General features: G+C 69.9%; 21 protein-coding genes. 12 read left to right on the top strand and 9 right to left on the bottom strand.

Annotated elements, in window-relative coordinates; translation table 11 throughout:
• The first annotated feature begins 37 nt into the window (after positions 1-37).
• The 4 genes from H7694_RS03665 to H7694_RS03680 all read left to right on the top strand — a co-directional run bounded on the left by H7694_RS03665 (position 38) and on the right by H7694_RS03680 (position 2,544).
• Positions 38-259, top strand: coding sequence for a type II toxin-antitoxin system VapB family antitoxin (locus H7694_RS03665; protein WP_193598188.1), 222 nt, complete (start codon positions 38-40; stop codon positions 257-259).
• The gene (locus tag H7694_RS03670) at positions 256-654 is read left to right on the top strand and encodes a PIN domain nuclease (RefSeq protein ID WP_193598189.1); all 399 of its coding nucleotides are present in this window, start codon (positions 256-258) and stop codon (positions 652-654) included. Before H7694_RS03665 ends, H7694_RS03670 begins: the two co-directional genes overlap by 4 nt.
• A 178-nt stretch (positions 655-832) precedes the next feature.
• Positions 833-1,258 (top strand): YciI family protein, encoded by a 426-nt coding sequence (locus tag H7694_RS03675; protein ID WP_193598190.1) that lies wholly within the window; start codon positions 833-835, stop codon positions 1,256-1,258.
• A gap of 2 nt (positions 1,259-1,260) precedes the next feature.
• Positions 1,261-2,544, top strand: coding sequence for an RNA polymerase sigma factor (locus H7694_RS03680; protein ID WP_193598191.1), 1,284 nt, complete (start codon positions 1,261-1,263; stop codon positions 2,542-2,544).
• Between the two features lie 124 nt (positions 2,545-2,668).
• Here H7694_RS03680 and H7694_RS03685 read toward each other — a convergent pair whose 3' ends face one another.
• Both H7694_RS03685 and H7694_RS03690 read right to left on the bottom strand, forming a co-directional pair.
• Positions 2,669-2,941, bottom strand: a complete 273-nt coding sequence (locus H7694_RS03685; protein WP_193598192.1) for a GlsB/YeaQ/YmgE family stress response membrane protein — start codon at positions 2,939-2,941, stop codon at positions 2,669-2,671.
• 184 nt (positions 2,942-3,125) lie between these two features.
• Positions 3,126-4,028 (bottom strand): Bax inhibitor-1/YccA family membrane protein, encoded by a 903-nt coding sequence (locus tag H7694_RS03690; protein ID WP_193598193.1) that lies wholly within the window; start codon positions 4,026-4,028, stop codon positions 3,126-3,128.
• Between the two features lie 90 nt (positions 4,029-4,118).
• Here H7694_RS03690 and H7694_RS03695 point away from each other — a divergent pair, with 90 nt between their 5' ends.
• Positions 4,119-5,102, top strand: a complete 984-nt coding sequence (locus H7694_RS03695) for a glycerophosphodiester phosphodiesterase family protein (RefSeq protein WP_227468270.1) — start codon at positions 4,119-4,121, stop codon at positions 5,100-5,102.
• 36 nt (positions 5,103-5,138) lie between these two features.
• Here the strand turns inward: H7694_RS03695 and H7694_RS03700 are convergent, their stop codons facing one another.
• Positions 5,139-5,546, bottom strand: coding sequence for a pyridoxamine 5'-phosphate oxidase family protein (locus H7694_RS03700; protein ID WP_193598195.1), 408 nt, complete (start codon positions 5,544-5,546; stop codon positions 5,139-5,141).
• Between the two features lie 110 nt (positions 5,547-5,656).
• Between H7694_RS03700 and H7694_RS03705 the strand changes: the two genes are divergently transcribed.
• The 3 genes from H7694_RS03705 to ligD all read left to right on the top strand — a co-directional run bounded on the left by H7694_RS03705 (position 5,657) and on the right by ligD (position 10,484).
• Complete coding sequence (locus H7694_RS03705; protein WP_193598196.1) at positions 5,657-8,119, top strand: ATP-dependent helicase; 2,463 nt, start codon at positions 5,657-5,659, stop codon at positions 8,117-8,119.
• Positions 8,120-8,161: 42 nt separating this feature from the next.
• The gene (locus tag H7694_RS03710) at positions 8,162-9,328 is read left to right on the top strand and encodes an SseB family protein (protein WP_193598197.1); all 1,167 of its coding nucleotides are present in this window, start codon (positions 8,162-8,164) and stop codon (positions 9,326-9,328) included.
• A 94-nt stretch (positions 9,329-9,422) separates the two neighbouring features.
• Complete coding sequence (gene ligD / locus H7694_RS03715) at positions 9,423-10,484, top strand: non-homologous end-joining DNA ligase (RefSeq protein WP_193598198.1); 1,062 nt, start codon at positions 9,423-9,425, stop codon at positions 10,482-10,484.
• A 41-nt stretch (positions 10,485-10,525) separates the two neighbouring features.
• On the opposite strand, the gene H7694_RS03720 is transcribed toward ligD, so the two are convergent.
• From H7694_RS03720 to H7694_RS03730, 3 genes are all read right to left on the bottom strand, one after another.
• On the bottom strand, positions 10,526-11,560 hold the full coding sequence (locus H7694_RS03720) for an ATP-dependent DNA ligase (protein ID WP_193598199.1): 1,035 nt from the start codon (positions 11,558-11,560) through the stop codon (positions 10,526-10,528).
• A gap of 116 nt (positions 11,561-11,676) precedes the next feature.
• Positions 11,677-12,855 (bottom strand): MFS transporter, encoded by a 1,179-nt coding sequence (locus H7694_RS03725; RefSeq protein WP_193598200.1) that lies wholly within the window; start codon positions 12,853-12,855, stop codon positions 11,677-11,679.
• A complete protein-coding gene (locus H7694_RS03730; protein WP_193598201.1) occupies positions 12,852-13,193 on the bottom strand; it encodes an ArsR/SmtB family transcription factor in 342 nt (113 codons plus the stop codon). Before H7694_RS03730 ends, H7694_RS03725 begins: the two co-directional genes overlap by 4 nt.
• Before the next feature lie 83 nt (positions 13,194-13,276).
• Here H7694_RS03730 and H7694_RS03735 point away from each other — a divergent pair, with 83 nt between their 5' ends.
• Entirely contained in the window at positions 13,277-14,578 is a 1,302-nt protein-coding gene (locus H7694_RS03735; RefSeq protein WP_227468271.1) for an NAD(P)-binding domain-containing protein, read from the top strand.
• A gap of 60 nt (positions 14,579-14,638) precedes the next feature.
• On the opposite strand, the gene H7694_RS03740 is transcribed toward H7694_RS03735, so the two are convergent.
• A complete protein-coding gene (locus tag H7694_RS03740; protein WP_193598203.1) occupies positions 14,639-16,090 on the bottom strand; it encodes a phytoene desaturase family protein in 1,452 nt (483 codons plus the stop codon).
• Positions 16,091-16,160: 70 nt separating this feature from the next.
• Between H7694_RS03740 and H7694_RS03745 the strand changes: the two genes are divergently transcribed.
• A complete protein-coding gene (locus tag H7694_RS03745; protein WP_193598204.1) occupies positions 16,161-16,664 on the top strand; it encodes a hypothetical protein in 504 nt (167 codons plus the stop codon).
• Positions 16,665-16,730: 66 nt separating this feature from the next.
• Here H7694_RS03745 and H7694_RS03750 read toward each other — a convergent pair whose 3' ends face one another.
• A complete protein-coding gene (locus H7694_RS03750; protein WP_193598205.1) occupies positions 16,731-17,390 on the bottom strand; it encodes a TetR/AcrR family transcriptional regulator in 660 nt (219 codons plus the stop codon).
• A 131-nt stretch (positions 17,391-17,521) separates the two neighbouring features.
• Between H7694_RS03750 and sucC the strand changes: the two genes are divergently transcribed.
• Both sucC and sucD read left to right on the top strand, forming a co-directional pair.
• Complete coding sequence (sucC, locus tag H7694_RS03755) at positions 17,522-18,688, top strand: ADP-forming succinate--CoA ligase subunit beta (protein WP_193598206.1); 1,167 nt, start codon at positions 17,522-17,524, stop codon at positions 18,686-18,688.
• Positions 18,689-18,718: 30 nt separating this feature from the next.
• Positions 18,719-19,621 (top strand): succinate--CoA ligase subunit alpha, encoded by a 903-nt coding sequence (gene sucD / locus H7694_RS03760; RefSeq protein WP_193598207.1) that lies wholly within the window; start codon positions 18,719-18,721, stop codon positions 19,619-19,621.
• Positions 19,622-19,713: 92 nt separating this feature from the next.
• On the opposite strand, the gene H7694_RS03765 is transcribed toward sucD, so the two are convergent.
• Entirely contained in the window at positions 19,714-20,292 is a 579-nt protein-coding gene (locus H7694_RS03765) for a TetR/AcrR family transcriptional regulator (RefSeq protein ID WP_193598208.1), read from the bottom strand.
• Positions 20,293-20,297 lie beyond the last annotated feature (5 nt).

Genomic DNA, 20,297 nt, shown 5'->3' on the forward strand with positions numbered 1-20,297 from the left:
CGCCGCTTTGCGCACCCGCCAGGTGTATCCTTGGTGTATGAGCCGCACGAACATCGACATCGACGATGACCTCGTGAGCGAGGTCATGCAGCGCTACAGCCTGACCACCAAGAAGGACGCAGTGAACTTCGCGCTGCGCCGGCTGGTCGGTGTGCCGCTGACGAAGGAGTTCCTGCTCAGCATGGAAGGCTCGGGCTGGGACGGCGATCTCGACGAGATGCGAGATGATGCTCCCCGCGAGGCCTGGGCGCGCCAGTGATCCTCATCGACACCTCCGCGTGGATCGATTATCTTCGCGCGGCTCGGACCGAGGCGCATTTCGAGGTTCGGTCAGTGTTGCAGTCGGATGCTGATGTTCGGATCAGTGAGCCGATCATCATGGAGCTCGTCGCCGGGTCGAGGGGCAATGAGGTGGGAATCGAGGCGCTGGTCGACGGGCTTCCCCTGCTTCCCATCGAGCCCGGTCTGGACTTCCGCGCAGCGGGCGAGCTGTTCCGTGCGTCGCGTGCCAATGGACATCCGATCCGCAGCCTCGTCGACTGCCTGATCGCGGCGATCGCGATGCGGCACGGCGCAACTCTTCTCCACAAGGATCGCGACTTCACCTTCCTCGCCGAGATCAGCCCGCTGAAGCTGCACTCGCCGTCGGCGTGACTCATGCTGTCCGAGACTGCGCACCCGGCGCGCCACGGCCAGCCCCCGCAACCCCCGGAAAAAGAATCTCAGAAAAATCCTGCGCCGATGTCGATCCGACGTCTTCTCGTTCGACGTCTTCAGTGAGAGGGTCGAGAAGCGGCCCTCCGATCGCGAACACCGACCAAGGAGACACATCATGAAGTTCATGCTGATCATGCGCGCAAACGACGAGGGTGTGAAGGCGTACCAGGACATCCCGTTCGAGCAGATCATCGAGGCGATGGGCAAGTACAACGAGTCGATGATGAAGGCCGGAGTGCTGCTGGCAGGCGAGGGCCTGACCGACGCGGCCGAGGGCTTCGTCGTCGACTTCAGCGCCGAGACGCCGCTCATCACCGACGGCCCCTACGGCGAGACCAAGGAGCTGTTCAACGGCTTCTGGATCATCGAGACCGCCACCCGCGAAGAGGCCGCAGAGTGGGCGAGCCGTGCCCCGCTCGGCCCCGGCGCCTTCCTCGAGGTGCGCCGCGTCACCGAGATGGAGGACTTCCCGCAGGACAACGAGTGGATCGAGAAGGAGGCGGGCTGGCGCGACGAGCAGGCACAGCGCGCGCAGGGCTGACCATGTCCACCGGTGAGTCGACGGCGCGCCCCGCATCGCAGGACGCCGCGGGGCGCGCCGTCGCCGCTGTCTGGCGCATCGAGTCGGCGAAGATCGTCGCCACGCTCACCCGCATGGTCGGCGATTTCGCACTCGCCGAGGACCTGGCTCAGGATGCTCTGGCGGAGGCGCTCGAGCAGTGGCCCGAGACGGGTGTGCCGCGCAATCCCGCCGCCTGGCTCACGGCCGTCGCGAAGCGCCGTGCCATCGACGGCTGGCGGCGGCGCGAGCGCTACGACGACCGCATCGCCGCGATCGCGCACGATCTGGAGCGCGAGCAGGCGGATGCCGCCGAGGCCGACCCCTGGGACCCGGATGCCGTCGACGACGACGTGCTGCGCCTGATCTTCATCGCCTGCCACCCCGTGCTCTCCCGTGAGGCGCAGGTCGCCCTCACCCTGCGTGTTGTCGGCGGCATGGGCACCGACGAGATCGCCCGCGCCTTCCTCGTGCCGGTCGCCACAGTGCAGCAGCGCATCGTGCGGGCCAAGAAGACGCTCGGCGCCGCACACGCGCCGTTCGAGCTGCCGCCGCGGGAGGAGTTCCGCGAGCGGCTGGCAGCCGTGCTGGGCGTGCTGTACCTCGTCTTCAACGAGGCGCACACCGCGAGCGCCGGCGACGCGTGGATGCGGCCCGATCTGGCTCGCGAGGCCACCCGGCTCGGCCGCATCCTCGCCGGGCTGCTTCCCGCAGAGCCCGAAGTGCACGGCCTCGTTGCCCTCATGGAGCTGACCGCCGCGCGCTTCCCCGCGCGCGTGGACGCGAACGGCGACCCGGTGCTGCTGGGCGACCAGGACCGCACTCGCTGGGACCGCAGCGCCATCGGACGTGGGCGCGCGGCCCTCGCCCGTGTCGACGCCCTCGGGCGCGGACGCGGGCCGTATGCGCTGCAGGCGGGTATCGCCGAGTGCCATGCCGTCGCGGCATCCGTGGAGGAGACAGACTGGGAGCGGATCGTGATCCTCTACGAGGCGCTGCTGCAGCTGAATCCCTCGCCGGTGGTCGAGCTCAATCTCGCCGCCGCGGTGGCGATGGCGACGGGCCCCGCGTCGGCGCTGCGCATCATCGACCGGATCGACGCGAGCGGCGCGCTGCGCGGCTATCACCTGCTGCCGGCGACCCGCGGGGAGCTGCTGCAGCGCCTGGGCCGCGACGCCGAGGCCAGGACGGCATTCGCCTCCGCCGCCCGCCTCGCGGGCAACGCCCGCGAGCGCCTCCTCCTCGAGCGCCGCGCCGCCCCCACTTGACATCCCTCTCTCCGTCCGCCGAAACCCCTCAGCAGTGTCGAGACCCCTCGTGATTCACGCGAATCACGAGGGGTCTCGACAACCAGGAGGGGTTTCGGCGGGGTGCGACGCGCTGACTACCAGGTCAGGCGCGGCTGCGGTCGCCGCGGCCCACGATGAGGCCGTAGATCAGCAGCACGATGATCGAACCGCCGATCGCGAGGAGCCAGCTCTCCAGGCTCCAGAACTCCTCCAGGTTGGCGCCGAAGAGCAGCCCGCCCAGCCAGCCACCGAGAATGGCACCGACCACGCCGAGGAGGAGGGTGACGATCCACCCGCCACCCTGCTTGCCTGGCAGGATGAGCTTGGCGATGGCGCCGGCGATCAGTCCGAGGAGCAGGAATCCGAGGAAGCTCATGATGGAGTCTCCGTTCTGTTCGGTTGGGCGGCGGATTGCCGTCCCGAAAGCATGGCGCAGGGCAGCCGCAGGCGAGTAACCCCTTGCGCAATGACCCCCGGATGTGGCAGAGCGGAACCTCCTGGCGATGCGGAACGGCCGCTCTCCACAGGGAGAGCGGCCGTTCGATGCGAGGCGGGAGGCGTCAGTCGCTTCCGCGCAGGATCGCGAGGATGCGCAGGATCTCGACGTACAGCCACACGACGGTGACCATGATGCCGAAGGCGCCGACCCAGCCGTACTTGCGGGGAGCGCCGTTGCGCACGCCCTGCTGGATCTGGTCGAAGTCGAGCACCAGCGAGTACGCGGCCATGAAGACCACGAACACGCCGATGATGAGTCCGAGCGGGATGCCGAAGATCTCCATGCTGCGCAGACCCCAGGCGTTGTCGTTGACGCCGGTCCACATCAGCACGAGGTTCAGCAGCGAGAAGACCAGGTAGCCGATCATCGCGATCATGAAGATCTTGGTCATCTTTGCCGAGGCACGGATCTTGCCGCTGGCGAACAGGGCGAGGGTGACGCCGACGACGGCGACCGTCGCGAGGGTGGCCTGCAGGACCACGCCCGGGAAGAGCACCTCGAAGAAGGCCGAGATGCCGCCGATGAACAGACCCTCGAAGGCTGCGTACGCCCAGATCAGCGCCGGACGCACCTTCTTGCGCGAGGTGAATGTGATGACGAGGGCGAGCACGAAGCCGCCGAGCGCGCCGATGATCCACGGCGTCATGTTCGGCTGACCGGTGGTCGAGATGTTCGCGAGCGTCCAGACCCAGCCGACGACGGCGGTGACCAGAAGGATGCCGAACAGGCCGGCGGTCTTCCAGACCGTGTCCTCGACCGTCATCCGGTCGGTCTCGATCGCGCCGGCCGGAGGAGCGGCGTACATGCCCTCCAGATGCGCGTTGGCGGCGGCATCGACGCCCGCGTGCGCGGCGCCGGGAGGCGGCGGCGGGGCGTACTGCTGCTGCGGCGCACCCGGGTACGTCGCGACGTTGCGCGGGTCCTGCTGCTGGAACGCCGGATTGTTGAATGCGAAGTTGCTCATGGTGTGGCCTCTGCTCCCCGAGGGATCGGTCAACGCTTTTCTCCACGATACCCGCGCGTGGCTATGAGAGAGGTGCTTTACGCTGTGAGCGTGCCCAGGAGATCTCCGCTCGTCATCGGCCATCGCGGCGCCCCCGGGTACCGTCCCGAGCACAGCCGTTCGTCGTACGAGCTGGCGCTCGCGATGGGGGCGGATGCCGTGGAGCCCGACGTCGTGGCGACCAGGGACGGCGTGCTCGTGCTGCGGCACGAGAACGAGATCTCAGGCACCACGGATGTCGCCGATCATCCCGAGTTCGCCGACCGGCGCACCACCAAGAGCATCGACGGTCAGTCGCTGACCGGATGGTTCACCGAGGATTTCACCTGGGACGAGCTGGCCACCCTGCGCACCCGCGAGCGGCTGCCCAAGATCCGCCGCTCCAGCGCCACGTTCGACGATGCGCAGCCGATCCTGCGCCTGCCCGACCTGCTCGACCTGGTGCGCCGTGGCTCCGAGGAGCACGGGCGCGAGATCGGGGTCGTGCTCGAGATCAAGCACGCCACCTACTTCGAGGGGATCGGCCTCGACCTCGCCCCGCTGATCGAGCGCGACCTGCGGGCGGCCGGATGGGCGGACGGCGAGCTGCCGCTGGTGATCGAGTCCTTCGAGTCGACGGTGCTCGCGCGCCTGCGCGCGGCCGGGATCTCAGCATCCTTCATCTATCTCATCGAGGCGACCGGCAAGCCATTCGACCTCGTCACCGCGCTCGGGAAGGAGGCGCCCGACTACGCCGAGGCGGTCACGCCCGCAGGGCTCGACCGCCTGCGCGGCGAGGTAGACGGCGTGAGCGTCGCCAAGCGGATGCTGCTGCAGCCGGGCAGCACGATCGTGGCCGACGCCCACGAGCGCGGGATGCAGGTGTTCACCTGGACGTGCCGGCCCGAGAACGCGTTCCTGGCGCCGGCCTTCCGGGCGGGCGGAGGCAAGGCGGCGTTCGGCGACTACGAGTCGGAGTGGCGCGTGATCGCCGACACCGGTGTCGACGGCGTGTTCGTCGACCACCCCGATCTCGGCGTCGCCTTCTTCCACTGACCCGCCCCGCCGGAACCCCAACCGCTGTTCGCGAACCTAGTCGGTGGGGAACTGGGGGCGGCGCACCCGCCTGCCCGAGACCCTGTCGGCGACGAAGCGGAGCCAGAGCTCACGGTCACCACCAGCCCACGGCAGCACGCGCTCGGCGGCGGAGAGGGCTTCGACCTCTTCGGGCGTCATCGCCTCGACGCGTCCGCTCAGCAGCACGTTCCACGCGGTGCCGGCGACATCGTCGTGATGGTCGACCTCGAAGGCGACATGCTGCTGTGTCGGAAGCTGCGCGAGCACGCCCTGCTCCCGCGTGCGCAGCACGACATCCCGGCCGTGCATGCGGAAGTTGACCGGGATGATCTTGATCCGGCCCTCGTTCATGAACCCGACGCGTCCGACCGTCGTCGACGCGAGCAGCGAGAAGCAGTCGTCCTCTTCGATGATGCCGATCATGGGGCGCTCACCTTCCCGGCGGCGCGGCAGGGCCGCCGTGCGACGATCGTACCGCGCGGGCGCAGGCGGCGGGCCGCGACGTCGGACGCACGACCTAGACTCGAAGAGCCATGACCGACGCCCCCCTCATCGTCCCCGCATCCTCCGGCCCGCGCAGCGCAGACGGCAGCGACGAGCTGCTCGCCGGACTCAACCCGCAGCAGCTCGAAGCCGTCACCCACCGCGGCCCCGCACTGCTCATCGTCGCCGGTGCCGGCTCGGGAAAGACGAGCGTGCTCACCCGCCGCATCGCCCTGCTGCTGCGTCAGCGTGAGGCGTGGCCGAGCCAGATCCTCGCGATCACGTTCACGAACAAGGCCGCAGGCGAAATGCGCGAGCGCGTCGCCGGGCTCGTCGGCGATGTCGCGCGCGGCATGTGGATCTCGACCTTCCACTCCGCGTGCGTCCGCATCCTGCGGCGCGAGGCCGATCAGTTCGGGTTCACGAAGTCGTTCACCATCTACGACTCGGGTGACTCCCGTGCCCTGCTGAAGCGACTCGTCAAGGAGCACGAGGCCGATGCCTACGGGCTCACCCCTGGTGCGGTGCAGTCGCGCATCTCGAAACTCAAGAACGAGCTGCTCGACGCCGAGGGGCACGCCAGGCAGGCGAACATGTCCGACCCGGCGGAGCGCAAGTTCGCCGACATCTTCACCGATTACCAGCGAGCACTTCAGAAGGCGAACGCGTTCGACTTCGACGACCTCATCGCGCAGACCGTCTTCCTGTTCCGCGCGTTCCCGAAGGTGGCGAACACGTACCGCCGTCGGTTCCGGCACATCCTCGTCGACGAGTACCAGGACACCAACCACGCTCAGTACGCGCTGATCCACGAACTCACCCGACCCGTCTCGGGCGAGGCGCCGGAGCCGTATGCCTCGAACGGCATGATGATCTTCGAGCCCGACCCTTCGGCAGGCAACGGGGTGGGAGCGGCGGATGCCGACGCCGGCGCCTCGCTGACCGTGGTCGGCGACTCGGACCAGTCGATCTACGCATTCCGCGGTGCCGACATCCGCAACATCACCGAGTTCGAGCGCGACTTCCCCGGTGCGAAGGTGGTGCTGCTCGAGCAGAACTACCGGTCCACGCAGAACATCCTCTCGGCCGCGAACGCCGTGATCGGCAACAACTTCGACCGCAAGGCGAAGAACCTGTGGAGCGACCGGGGTCCGGGAGAGCGGATCGTCGGGTTCACCGGCTACTCGCAGCACGACGAGGCGCAGTTCGTCGCCGACGAGATCGAGCAGTTGCGCCGAGCCGGGATGCCGTACTCCGAGATGGCGGTCTTCTACCGCACCAACTCGCAGTCCCGTGCGCTCGAGGAGATCTTCATCCGCGCCGCCGTGCCGTACAAGATCATGGGCGGTACGAAGTTCTACGAGCGCGCCGAGATCAAGGACGCCCTCGCCTATCTCATCGCGGTCGCGAATCCCGCGGATGACATGGCGGTGCGCCGCATCCTGAACAAGCCGCGTCGCGGCATCGGCGACGTCACCGAGACGTCGATCGCCCGCTTCGCCGAGGAGAACGGCCTGAGCTTCCGCGACGCGCTGCGCCACCCGCGCGAGCTCGGCGTGGGGCCGAAGATCCAGGCGGCGATCGCGCAGCTGGACGGCGTGCTCGATCAGGCCACGCAGATCATGATCCCGGCGTCGGGAGAAGTGCCGCCGGCCACTGCGGTCGCCGAGGGCCTCACCGCGCTGCTCGACCGCAGCGGCTACTTCGAGTCGCTGCGCGCCAGCCGCGACCCGCAGGACGAGGCACGACTCGAGAACCTCGACGAGTTCGTCGCGGTGGCCCGCGACTTCGCCCGCAACAACCCTGACGGAACGATCGTCGACTTCCTCACCGAGGTCGCCCTGGTCTCGGATGCCGATGACCTCGACGACGAGTCCGGAGTGGTGTCGCTGATGACGATGCACACCGCCAAGGGCCTCGAGTACGACGCGGTCTTCGTCACCGGCGTCGAAGAGGATCTCATCCCGCACCGCATCTCGGCGGGGGAGCCGGGAGGGCCGCAGGAGGAGCGCCGGCTGTTCTACGTGGGCATCACCCGTGCCCGCAAGCGCCTGCACCTGTCGCTCGCGATGACCAGGGCCCAGTTCGGCGAGGTCACCGTCGCGATGCCCAGCCGGTTCCTGCAGGAGATCCCGGGGGATCTCATCGACTGGCGGCAGTCGCCCGGCGATGTGAACTCGCGTGGCCAGTCACGTGCGCTGAACGCGCGCCGGCCCGGCGGCGACAGGTTCGGCGGCGGCGACCGGTTCGGAGTGAAGGCCCTTCCCAAGCGCGAGAGCCTCACGCCGCTCTCGACGGCGATGGACCGCTTCCCGAACAAGGTGACCGGCAAGGTGCGCGACAACGGCGACCTCGAACTCTCCGCCGGCGACCGCATCCGCCACGATGATTTCGGTGAGGGGCGCATCGAGGCCGTGACCGGTGAGGGGGCCAAGCGCATCGCGCATGTGCGCTTCGACACGGCCGGTCAGAAGAAGCTGCTCATCAAGATCGCGCCGATCGTCAAGCTGTAGCCCGGTCCCGTCGACACCGCCGCGGCGGTTAGGCTGGCGGATATGGCCCTCTTCTCCCGCCGCAAGAAGTCCGTCGATCAGCCCGAGGTCGCGCCCGACGCATCCGTCGAGGAGCCGACCGCCCGAGAGACCGCCGAAGAGACCGCCGACGCGGCGATCGACGCGGTGCCCGAGACACCGGCTGAGCCGGTTCCCTCGGTGGGGATCTCGGTGCAGGCGTTCCGCGGCGTGGGTGCCGAGGCCGGTCCCGAGGTCGCTCTTCCCGACGAGCAGGCACCGGCCGCCGCCCAGCGGCCGCAGGCGGCTCCTGCCGCCGGAGCCGCCAGGCCCGCCGGTTCTTCGGCCATGCCGGTGGATCAGCCGGCCGTTCCCCGGCTGCCGCTCGCTCCTGCACTGCCGCCCGAGCAGAAGCACACCGTCGACGGTCTGATCGATAACGTGCTGCTGCGCGTGGCCCTCGCTGAGCTCGAAGAGGGCGCAAGCAACCCGCAGCTGCTCGGCGTCATGCGCCAGTCGCTGCAGGGGCACCTGTACCTGCGCGTGAACGGCGACGCCCGTGAGCAGATCGCCGAGGGCAAGCCGCTCTCGGTGGGCGTCGTCCGCGACGGCGACCGCTCGTTCATGCTTGCTTACAGCTCGGGCGCCGCGCTGCAGGCATCCGTGCAGGGTGCGGAGGATGCCGCATCGACCTCGGCGATCGCCCAGCCCAGCGCCGCGGTGTACCAGCAGGTCATCTCCGGCGGCTTCACCGGGATCATCATCGACAACTCCTCCGCACCGCACCGGGCGGTGTTCCCCGCCGAACTGCTGCAGAAGGCGCTCGAGCAGGGTGACGCCGACATGACGGTCAAGTCGCTGCTGGCGGGGCCGCGCGACGAGCAGACGCCGGTGAAGGTCGCCGAGGCGCTCGCGAAGACGCGCAGCTGGGTCGCGATCAACGACGGCGGAAACGGCCAGCCCGTCGGCGTCGCCGAGGCACGCACCACCGACGGACGGCGCTTCCTGCAGGTGTTCTCGCACCCGCTCGAGATCGTCGCGCTGGGCCGCGAGGACAAGCCCGCACCGTTCCAGCCCGAGCAGCTGGCGAAGGTGCTCAGCGAGCACTCCGAGATCGCCGGCATCCTCGTCGACATCGCAGGACCCTCGATCGCGATCGAACGCGAGCACCTCAGCGCGCTGCTCGTGCTCGCCGTCGACCTCGGCGACTGACGCGCCCAGACTGACGCACCCTCGCCTCCGTGTGAGGCGAGGAACGCCGCGCAACCCCTCCCGCGGCGACACCCCGACCACATAAGGTCGGGGCATGGCATCCGAGCGCGTGACTCTGACCGTGACCGACGCCGATGGCGAGCGCGAGGTGTCGCTGTCGAGCCCGAACAAGGTGATCTGGCCGGTCGAGGGCGGTGACGGCATCACCAAGGCCGAGCTCGCCGACTACGTTCAGCAGGTGTCAGCGGCGTTCCTCTCCGCGAACGGGCACCGCCCGGTGTCGCTGGAGCGGTTCCGTGACGGCATCACCGGCGAGCAGTTCTTCTCGAAGAATCCGCCCAAGGGCACCCCCGACTTCGTCGACGCCGTGACCGTCACCTACAACAGCGGACGCCGCCACCCGCAGATCGTGCTGAACCGCGCCAGCGCGATCGTGTGGGCGGTGCAGATGAACACGGTCGTCTTCCACCCGTGGGCCTCGCTCGCCGACGACACCGACAACCCCGTCGAGCTGCGCATCGACCTCGACCCGCAGCCGGGCACCGGCATCGCGGAGGCGATCCCGGCAGCGCACGAACTGCGCGAAGTGCTGCGCGAGGCGGGCCTGGAGGCCTTCATCAAGACCAGCGGCAACCGCGGCCTGCACGTGTTCTGTCCGATCGTGCCGGAATGGGAGTTCCTCACCGTGCGGCACGCGGTGATCGCCGCCGGACGGGAGCTGGAAAGGCGGATGCCGAAGCAGGTGACGACGAACTGGTGGAAGGAGGAGCGCGGCGAGCGGATCTTCGTCGACTTCAACCAGGCCAACCGCGACCGCACGATGGCGGGTGCCTACAGCCCGCGGGCCAAGCCCGGGGCGCCGGTGTCGACGCCGCTCCACTGGGATGAGGTGGATGACGTGGATCCGAGCCGGTTCACCGTGCGCAGCATCCCCGCCCGGCTCGCCGAGATCGGCGACCCGTGGGCCGATCTGCAGAAGGACCCCGGCCGCATCGACACGCTGCTGGAGTGGTGGGAGCGCGATGTGGAGAACGGGCTCGGCGAAATGCCGTTCCCGCCCGAGTTCCCCAAGATGCCCGGTGAGCCGCCGCGGGTGCAGCCCAGCAAGAAGGTGGCGGAGAACTGGGATGCCGAGGGCAACCGCATCGACGACTGAGATCTAGGGGGTCTGTCGAGCGAGAAGCGGTGAAGCGAGGGTCAGGTGAGGACGTCGGCGAGGTCGTAGCCGGCGACGGTGTCCAGCTGCGCGTAGGTGCATGAGACGGCATCCCGATCCGGTCGCCAGCGCTCGAACTGCACCGTGTGCCGGAACCGCGCCCCCTCCAGCTGGTCGTAGCGCACCTCGAGCACGCGTTCCGGACGCAGCCGCACGAACGACACGTCCTTCGCGCCGGTGAACCGCGACCGCTCGCCCTCACCGGTGACGACCTCACCCGACTCGTCGCGCTCGACCAGCGGCGCGAGCTCGTCGACGAGCTTGCGCCGCATGGCATCCGTCCACGCGGCCACTCCGCCCACCTGCCGCAGCACGCCGGCTTCGTCGTACAGCCCGACCAGCAGCGACCCGACGCCCGAGCCGCTCTTGTGCACCCGGTAGCCGAGCGCGACGACGTCGGCGGTGCGGGCGTGCTTGACCTTGATCAGCGTGCGCCTCCCGGGCGCGTAGGGGTCGTCGAGCGGCTTGGCGACCACCCCGTCGAGACCCGCGCCCTCGAACTCGGCCAGCCAGCGGCGGGCCAGCTCGGGGTCGTCCGTGGTGCGCGTGAGGTGCAGCGGGTGCGCGGCGCCGGCCAGCATCCGCTCCAGCCGTGCCCGGCGCTCGCGGAACGGATGCTGCTGCAGATCGTCCTCGCCGTCGGCGAGCAGATCGAAGGCGATGAACATCGCCGGCGTCTCGGCCGCGAGCTTTGCGACGCGGGAGGCGGCGGGATGGATGCGCTGGCTGAGCGCCTCCCAGTCCAGGCGCTGCGCGCCGGCCGGGCCGGTCGCGACGACGATCTCACCGTCCAGCAGGCACGGCCCGGGCAGCAGGCCGGGGAGCTGGTCGACCAGCTCGGGGAAGTAGCGGGTCAGCGGCTTCGCACCGCGCGAACCGATCTCGAGCGTCTCGCCGTCCCAGGCGATCAGGCCGCGGAATCCGTCCCATTTCGGCTCGTACAGCATCGGACGCTTCGACGGGTCGGGAACGGATGCCGCCGCCTTGGCGAGCATCGGAGCGGGGATGTCGTACATGTCTCCATTAGCGGCCGCGGGGCGGGTGAGCGCAACCCGCCGGTCGGTCGCGGCACGCGCTTCGCGCCGCGCCCGGCGCGCCACGCGCTGCGCGCCGGGCTCCGAGCACCAGGACCTCAGGAGAACCGGGCGAGCACGAGCGAGACGGCTGCCAGCGCTGCGGCGATCAGGGCCATCGCGGTGTACGAGCCGGTGGCGACCGCGAGCAGAGGGCCCAGGGCGGGTCCGAACGCGCCGACGAGGGTGATGGGTGCCGCGAAGACGCCGTTGATCGCGCCGTAGTTGTGGACGCCCCACCGGTCGGCGACAGCGGATCCCTGCACCAGGGTCTGCGCGCCTCGCACGGCTCCTGCGGCGATGCCGATCACGATGAGCAGCCACGGCGGGCCGGGAACGACGGCGAGAAGGGCGAGGAACACGACGCTCAGCGCCGCGGTGACGGCGAGGGCGATCCAGGGCGCGGCCGTGTGTGGGATGACGATGTAGACGAGCCGGCCGATCACCTGCCCGGCTCCCAGGAGCCCGAGTGCCCAGGCCGCGAGTTCGTAGCTGAGACCCTTCTCGGTGAACAGCGGGATCAGCGCGAGCGTGACGCTGAACAGCGCGGCTGCGAGGGTGAGCATCGACAGCTCCAGCATCCAGAAGCGGCGTGTGCGAACGACCGCGCTGACGGTGTGCGCCTTCTCGGAGTCGGAATGCTCGTGGGTGTGGGCCCAACGGGCTTCGAGGCTGAACCAGTGCAGCGGCGCGGTGGTCACCAGCAGCGTTCCGGCGAGGATCAGGAAGGTCGTGCGCCAGTCGGTGACCGTGAGCAGTCCGGCCACGACGGGCGCGAAGACCGTGGAGGCGAGCCCGCCGGCCAGGGTGAGGATGGTCATCGCCCCGCGTCGGCGTGCCCCGTGACGTCGCGCGATGACCGTGAACGCGGCCTGGTAGAGCACGGCGGACTGCCCGACCCCCGCGACCATCCATCCGGCCGTGAACACCGCGAGGTTCGGCGCGAGAGCGACGATCGCGAGTCCGAGCGGGCCGACGATGCTGCCCACGGTCATGATGAGGCGAGGACCCCGGCCGTCGAGCCACCGCCCGACGAACACCCCGGCCGCGGCCGAGACGATGAGGCTCGCGGAGAACGACAGCGTGACGAGAGTGACCGGCCAGCCGGTGTCGGTCGCGATGGCGGGTGAAGCGACGATCAGCGCGTAGTACAGGATGCCCCAGCTGATCACCTGCCCCACGGAGAGGGCGGCCAGCCGGCCGCCCAACCGGGGCGGAGCGGCCAGGTCGACGCTCATGCGGAGCGGATGGCGTCGGCGGCGGCGTTCAGCGCTCCGTCGTCGAGGGCGAAATACGCCCACTTGCCGCGCTGCTCGCGAACCACCAGGCCGGCATCAGCCAGCAGCTTCATGTGATGCGACACCGTCGCCTGCGAGAGGCCCACCGGCTCGGTGAGGTCGCAGATGCACGCCTCACCGCCCTCGCTTGCGGCGATGAGCGAGAGCAGCATGATGCGGGTGGGGTCTCCCATCGCCTTGAACACGCGGGCGACGCGCTCGGCATCCTCATGAGTGAGAGACGAGGTCACGCGCGGCACGCAGCAGGCGTTCTTCTCGATGGTCACGGGCAGGCTCACGCGAACAGTCTGACACGTATTGACAAACTTCGATAGGTGCGCGAGCGTTCTCGTATTGAAGTTCTTCGATCTGAGGAGATGTGATGTCCGAGCTTCCTGTCGTCGTCATCGGTGCCGGCCCGCAGGGCCTGGCGGCAGCCGCCCACCTGACCGAGCGCGGTCTTGACGCGATCGTCGTCGAACGCGGAGCGTCAGCCGGTGCAGCGGTGACCGAGTGGGGGCACGTGCGCCTGTTCTCCGCCTGGCCGGAGCTGACGGATGCGGCGGCCCGACGCCTGCTGGAGCCGACAGGCTGGGCCGCGCCGGAGAGCGGATACCCGACCGGCGCCGAGTGGGTGGCCGGCTACCTCGCGCCGCTCGGCGCGGCACTGGGGGAGCGGATCCTGTACGGCACGACGGTGACGGGCATCGCGCGACAGGGACGCGACAAGGTGGTCGACAGCGGCCGCAAGGGTCAGCCGTTCGTCGTGCACACCGTCGACCAGGACGGTCGTGATGGCCGGATCCTCGCGCGTGCGGTCATCGACGCGAGCGGCACCTGGACCCTCCCGAACCCGGCGGGCGCCGATGGCCTCCTGGCCGTCGGCGAGGCCGCAGCCGCCGAGCGTGTCTCCTACCGCATCCCCGATGACGTGTCCGAACTCGCCGGCTCCCACGTCGTCGTGATCGGGGCAGGGCACTCCGCGACGCATGCCGTGCTGCGCCTGAGCGAACTGGCTCGTCGCGAACCCGGAACCCGCGTGACCTGGCTGCTGCGCCGAGGCAGCACCGCGAGCGTGTTCGGCGGAGGCGCGGGCGATGAGCTTCCCGAACGGGCCGCGCTCGGCTCACGTGCGCGAAAGGTGATCGAGGCGGGTGTCGTCGACGTGGTCACCGGATTCCGGGTCACCGAATTCCAGCACGACGGCGACGTGCTGACGCTCCTCGCCGAAGACGGTCGCGACGTCACCGGCGTCGCGCATGTCTTCGCTCTCACAGGCTTCCGTCCCGACACCAGCATCCTCCGTGAGCTGCGCATCGCGCTCGATCCGGTCCTGGATGCCGTCGCCGGGATCGCCGCCGAGATCGATCCGAACATCCACTCGTGCGGGTCGGTCGGTGCGACGGGCGCTCGCCAGCTCGTCCAGCCCGAGCAGGGGTTCTTCATCGTCGGCGCCAAATCGTACGGCCGCGCCCCGACGTTCCTCGCGCTCACCGGCTACGAGCAGGTGCGCAGCGTCGTCGCCCACCTCGCCGGGGACCACGAGGCGGCCGAGCGCAACGAGCTCGTGCTCCCTGACACCGGTGTCTGCGGCGGAGCCGGCGGTTTCGACGCCGAGGGGAGCGGATGCTGCGCTGCGCCGGCCGTGCTGCAGATCGGAGAGCGACCCGTCTCCGTCGGCTGACGCGTCTCCAGGAGGAGGGTTCCCGCAGAGTGGCGATCCGCGACGATGTTCCGCCTGCCGTCAGGGGAACAGGTCGCCGAGCCCGTGGGGCAGGCCGGCGTCGGCGAGAGCGGTGCGGACGGCGTGCCAGCCGGACATGCCCGAGACGCCGGGGCCGGGCGGGGTGGCGGCCGATGCCAGGTACACGCCCGGCATCGGTGTGCGCCACGGGGCACGGCTGGCCACGGGCCGGCGTACCGCCTGCTGGATCGTGAACGCCCCGCCGAACACGTCGCCGCCGATCTCGGCGGGGTTGATCATCTCGCGGGCCGAGGCGGGAACCGCGCGGCTGGCCAGCACGCGATCGCGGAACCCGGGGGCGAAGCGCTCGACCTGACGGGTGATGAGCTCGGTGGCATCCAGATCGGAATCCGGCGGCACGTGGATGTACGACCACAGCACGCTGTGGCCCTCCGGCGCGCGGGAGGCGTCGAGGACCGAGGGCTGCACCGCCAGCACGTACGGACGCTCGCTGACCCTGCCGCGTGCGACCGCATTCTCGCTCGCATGCACCTCGTCGCGGGTGCCGCCCAGGTGCACGGTCGGCGACAGTGCCACCTCGGGATTCGCCCACGGCACCGGTCCGTCGAGCGCGAAGTCGACCTTCGCGGCCGCCGCGCCGTACCGATAGGCGCGCAGCGCCCGCGCATAGCCCGCAGGGATGCCGGGATGGCTGAGCGCCAGTCGCGGCGAGGTGTTCAGCAGCAGCAGATCGCCCCGTCGCGGGTCGCCCCAGTCGACACTCGCCAGGTCGCGGACCTGCTCATCGGTGCGGATGCTGCCGCCATGGGCCTGAAGGTCCGCGACCAGCACGTCGGCGATGCGCTGCGCCCCACCGCGCGGATACGCCCACCCGCCGGCATGCCCGTGTGCGGCCAGCAGCAGCCCCGCCGCAGCGGCGCTGAGCGAGGGGAGCGGGGTGTTCGCGTGCGCCATCACGCCCGACAGGAGTGCGGCGCCCGCCTCGGTGCGCAGCGTGAGGCGTGAGAACGGGGTGCCCTGCTCCAGCATCCGCAATCCGTACCGGACTGCCGTGATCGGGTCGTCCGGCATCCGCAGCAGCGCGTTGCCGGTGAAGTCGACGACCCCGTCGATGCGCCGTGCCAGCGGGCGCAGCAGCGCCAGCCAGGCGTGCGCATCGGCGCCCAGGGCATCCGCGGTGCGCTCGATGTCGCGCCAGGCGATCGCGGCACGGCCGCCGTCGAGCGGATGCGCGTACGAGATCTCGGGAACGATCCAGTCCACCCGCTCGGCGATGCCGAAGGCCTGGAAGAACGGCGACGCCAGCACCGCGGGATGCACGGCCGAGCACACGTCGGCCACGAACCCGGGCAGCGGGCCCGGCTCGGTGCGCACTCCGCCGCCGACCGTGCCGGCCGCCTCGAGCACCTCGACCTCGTACCCGGCGCGCGCGAGCGAGACGGCCGCGGCGAGCCCGTTCGGGCCGCTGCCGATCACCGTCGCCCGAGCCATGCCCCCCAGTGTGTCACGCGCGGCCGATCCTGGGTGTGGGGAGGGTGCAGACGGTGAGATCATGGAAGGAATGAACGAAGTACAGGGCCCGACGCCCGCTGGAACCTCTCGCCCCTACCGATCCCTCGCCGAGGCGCTGCGCGCGCACCGCATCCCGGAGGAGAACCACGCGTTCATCGCCGAGATCGCGGATGCCGTCGGCGGGATCACGAGCTTCATCGACCGCGGTCGCTACATCGAGGCGCTGCGCCGCGAGGGCGCCGCCCTGCACATCGGCCGCACCTACACGAACGGCTTCACCGAGGACGAGCAGGTCGTGATCGGCGGGCGGGTCATGCCGCTGCTGCCCAGCGAAGGACGCGCGCCGTACTTCTACGTGAACCACCCGAGCGTGCTGCCCTCCGCCCCGTCGGCGGTCAAGCGCACGGCATCCCGCGCCGCAGGCAGCCGCACGGCGAAGCCCGCCGCCGAGCCCCGCGAGCCGCGCGTCGCCAAGCCGATCGAGCGCGACTACGGCATCTGCGACGTGTGCTTCATGGTGCGCAACGCGAACGGCAGCTGCGGCTGCGACTGACCCGCCGGGTGATGTTCGCGGACTGAGCGGTGTCCGCGGGGCGAGCGGTGTTCGCGGGGTGACGGGTCAGGACAGCTCGGCCTGCACCCGGCGCGACATCTCGGCGATCGGCATCGACCGGGGGAACACCGCGACCACGACGTCGTCCAGCGCCGGCTCCGACCCGCCCGGCAGCACGCCGTAGCGGCGTCGCACGTCCTCGAGCGCGGCGCGCAGCGTCGTCACCGGCACGCGCGTGCCGCGCAGCAGCTGACGCAGCACGTGGTTGTGCACGGCCGTGACCAGCGCCGAGAAGCCGACCGCGTCGATCGGCGCGATGCCCGGCAGCGCGGTGCGCAGGTACTCGTCGAACAGGCGCTCGTAGCGGAACACCGTGACGATCTCGCGGGCGCGCAGCACCGGCACCTGACGCACGATCTCATAACGACGGCGGGCGAGGTCGGGGTCACGGGCGAAGTGCGAGAACACCCGCTCGGAGGCCTCGCACACCGCGGCCCACGGGTCGTCGTGCGGCTCGTCGAGGAAGGTGCGCAGCTCGTCGATGAGCGCCTCGTGGTCGGTGAAGACGACATCCTCCTTGCCGCCGAACTGGCGGAAGAAGGTGGAGCGCGAGACACCGGCGGCCTTCGCGATCTGCTCGACCGAGGTCGCCTCGAACCCCTGCCTGTCGAAGAGCTCCAGAGCTGCGGCCACGACGCCGGTCCGAAGCTGAGTCGGTTGCTGCATAGGGGAAGCCTAGTCCTGGCCGTTCGGGCGATGTCGCCAGCGGTAGTAGGCTTTTGGATCGGGTCGAACTCCGTTTCGACAACCGACAGAACTGTCGCGTCCCACCCGCCGCAACCAGCGAAGGACTGCACGTGGATCTCTACGAGTACCAGGCACGAGACCTTTTCGAATCGTACGGAGTGCCGGTTCTCGCCGGCATCGTCGCCGACACCCCTGAGGAGGTGAAGGCAGCGGCTGAGAAGCTCGGCGGCGTGGTCGTCGTCAAGGCGCAGGTCAAGACCGGCGGCCGGGGCAAGACCGGCGGCGTCAAGGTCGCCAAGAACCCCGACGAGGCGTACGAGGCCGCCAAGGCCATCCTCGGCCTGGACATCAAGGGCCACGTCGTCAAGCGCGTCATGGTCGCCGCGGGCGCCCGCATCGCCGACGAGTACTACTTCTCGGTGCTGCTCGACCGCGCCAACCGCTCGTACCTGAGCCTGTGCTCGGTCGAGGGCGGCATGGAGATCGAGCAGCTCGCCGTCGAGAAGCCCGAGGCGCTCGCCCGCATCGAGGTCGACCCGCTGGTCGGCATCAACAAGACCAAGGCGATCGAGATCGCCAAGGCCGCGAACTTCCCCGACGAGCTCGTCTCGAAGGTCGCCGACGTCTTCGTCAAGCTGTACGAGGTATACAAGGGCGAGGACGCCACCCTCGTCGAGGTCAACCCGCTGGTGCGCACCGAGGACGGCGACATCATCGCCCTCGACGGCAAGGTCACCCTGGACGACAACGGCTCCGAGGTGCGCCACCCCGACCACGAGAAGCTCGAGGACAAGGCCGCCACCGACCCGCTCGAGGCGAAGGCCAAGGAGTCCGGCCTGAACTACGTCAAGCTCGACGGTCAGGTCGGCATCATCGGCAACGGCGCGGGCCTGGTCATGTCGACCCTCGACGTCGTCGCCTACGCCGGCGAGAACCACGGCGGCGTGAAGCCCGCCAACTTCCTCGACATCGGTGGCGGCGCGAACGCGCAGGTCATGGCCAGCGGTCTCGACGTCATCCTGGGCGACGAGCAGGTCAAGAGCGTGTTCGTCAACGTCTTCGGCGGCATCACGTCCTGCGTGGCCGTGGCCGAGGGCATCGTGAAGGCACTGGAGATCCTCGGCGACGCCGCCACCAAGCCGCTGGTCGTGCGCCTGGACGGCAACCAGGTCGAAGAGGGCCGCGCGATCCTCGCCGAGGCGAACCACCCGCTGGTCACCCTGGCCGCAGGCATGGACGAGGGCGCCGACAAGGCCGCCGAGCTGGCGAACGCCTGACCCCGGTCAGAGACTGAAGGAACGAGAGAAATGTCGATCTACCTCAACAAGGACTCCAAGGTCATCGTCCAGGGCATCACCGGAGGCGAGGGCACCAAGCACACCGCGCTGATGCTGAAGGCCGGTACGAACATCGTCGGCGGCGTGAACGCCCGCAAGGCCGGCACGACCGTCACGCACGAGAAGCCGCACGAGGGCGAGGTCGAGCTGCCCGTCTTCGCTTCGGTCGCCGAAGCGATCCAGAAGACCGGCGCCGACGTGTCGGTGGCGTTCGTGCCCCCGAAGTTCGCCAAGGACGCGATGATCGAGGCCATCGACGCCGAGATCCCGCTGCTCGTGGTCATCACCGAGGGCATCCCGGTGGGCGACAGCGCCGAGGCGTGGGCGTACGCGAAGTCCAAGGGCAACAAGACCCGCATCATCGGGCCGAACTGCCCCGGCATCATCACCCCCGGTGAGGCGCTGGCCGGCATCACCCCCGCCAACATCACCGGCTCCGGCCCGATCGGCCTGGTGTCGAAGTCGGGCACGCTGACCTACCAGATGATGTTCGAGCTGAAGGACATCGGGTTCTCCACCGCCATCGGCATCGGCGGCGACCCGGTCATCGGCACCACGCACATCGACGCGCTCGCCGCGTTCGAGGCCGACCCCGACACCAAGGCGATCGTCATGATCGGCGAGATCGGCGGCGACGCCGAGGAGCGCGCGGCCGAATACATCAAGGCGCACGTCACCAAGCCGGTCGTCGGCTACGTGGCGGGCTTCACCGCCCCCGAGGGCAAGACCATGGGCCACGCCGGCGCCATCGTCTCGGGCTCGGCGGGCACCGCGCAGGCCAAGAAGGAGGCCCTCGAGGCCGCCGGCGTCAAGGTCGGCAAGACGCCGTCCGAGACCGCGGAGCTGATGCGCGCCATCGTGGAAGCGCTGTAGCCACGAGCTGACGTCTCGAAGGCCCCGGGGTTGCGATCCCGGGGCCTTCGCCGTGTCCGGATGCTCCCCGGAGTCGAACCGTCGCGGGCGTCTCAGCCTCGCGCGGCGATCGCGTCGAGCAGCCGGTCGAGCGCCCCGTGAGCGTGTCTGCGGGCGGCTGCGTCGCCGGGGCGAGCGGCCAGCCACAGGGCGAGTTCGTTCATGGCGCCAGACAGGGCGGTCGCGAGCGGATCGAGCAGAGCGGCAGGGATGCCCGCCTCGCGCAGCCCGGTGCGCAGCTCCTGCTCAGGGCCCTCCGTATCGAGCTTCCGCCACTGCTCCCAGCCCAGCACGGCCGGCCCGTCGACGAGCAGCACGCGCGCGGAAGCGCCGTGGGTGATGGCGTCGAGGAACGCGTGGCTGCCGTCGCGCAGGGCGGTCTCGGGGGAGGAGTGCCGGGTGGCGGTTTCGATCGTCTCGGCCACGGCCGTCTGCAGCTGCGCCGCGACCGCGGCGAACAGCAGTGGTTTCGACGTGAAGTGGTGGTAGACGGCGCCCCGGGTCACCTCCGCGGCTCGTGCGATGTCGTCCACAGAGGCGTCCGCATACCCGTGCGCGGCGAAATGCTCGGTCGCGGTCTGGAGGATGCGGTGCGCCGTGGCGGCGGCATCCGCGGCGGAGGCTCGGGGCATGGCGT

The sequence above is a fragment of the Microbacterium sp. YJN-G genome (genome assembly GCF_015040615.1).
Classification (GTDB): Bacteria; Actinomycetota; Actinomycetes; order Actinomycetales; family Microbacteriaceae; genus Microbacterium.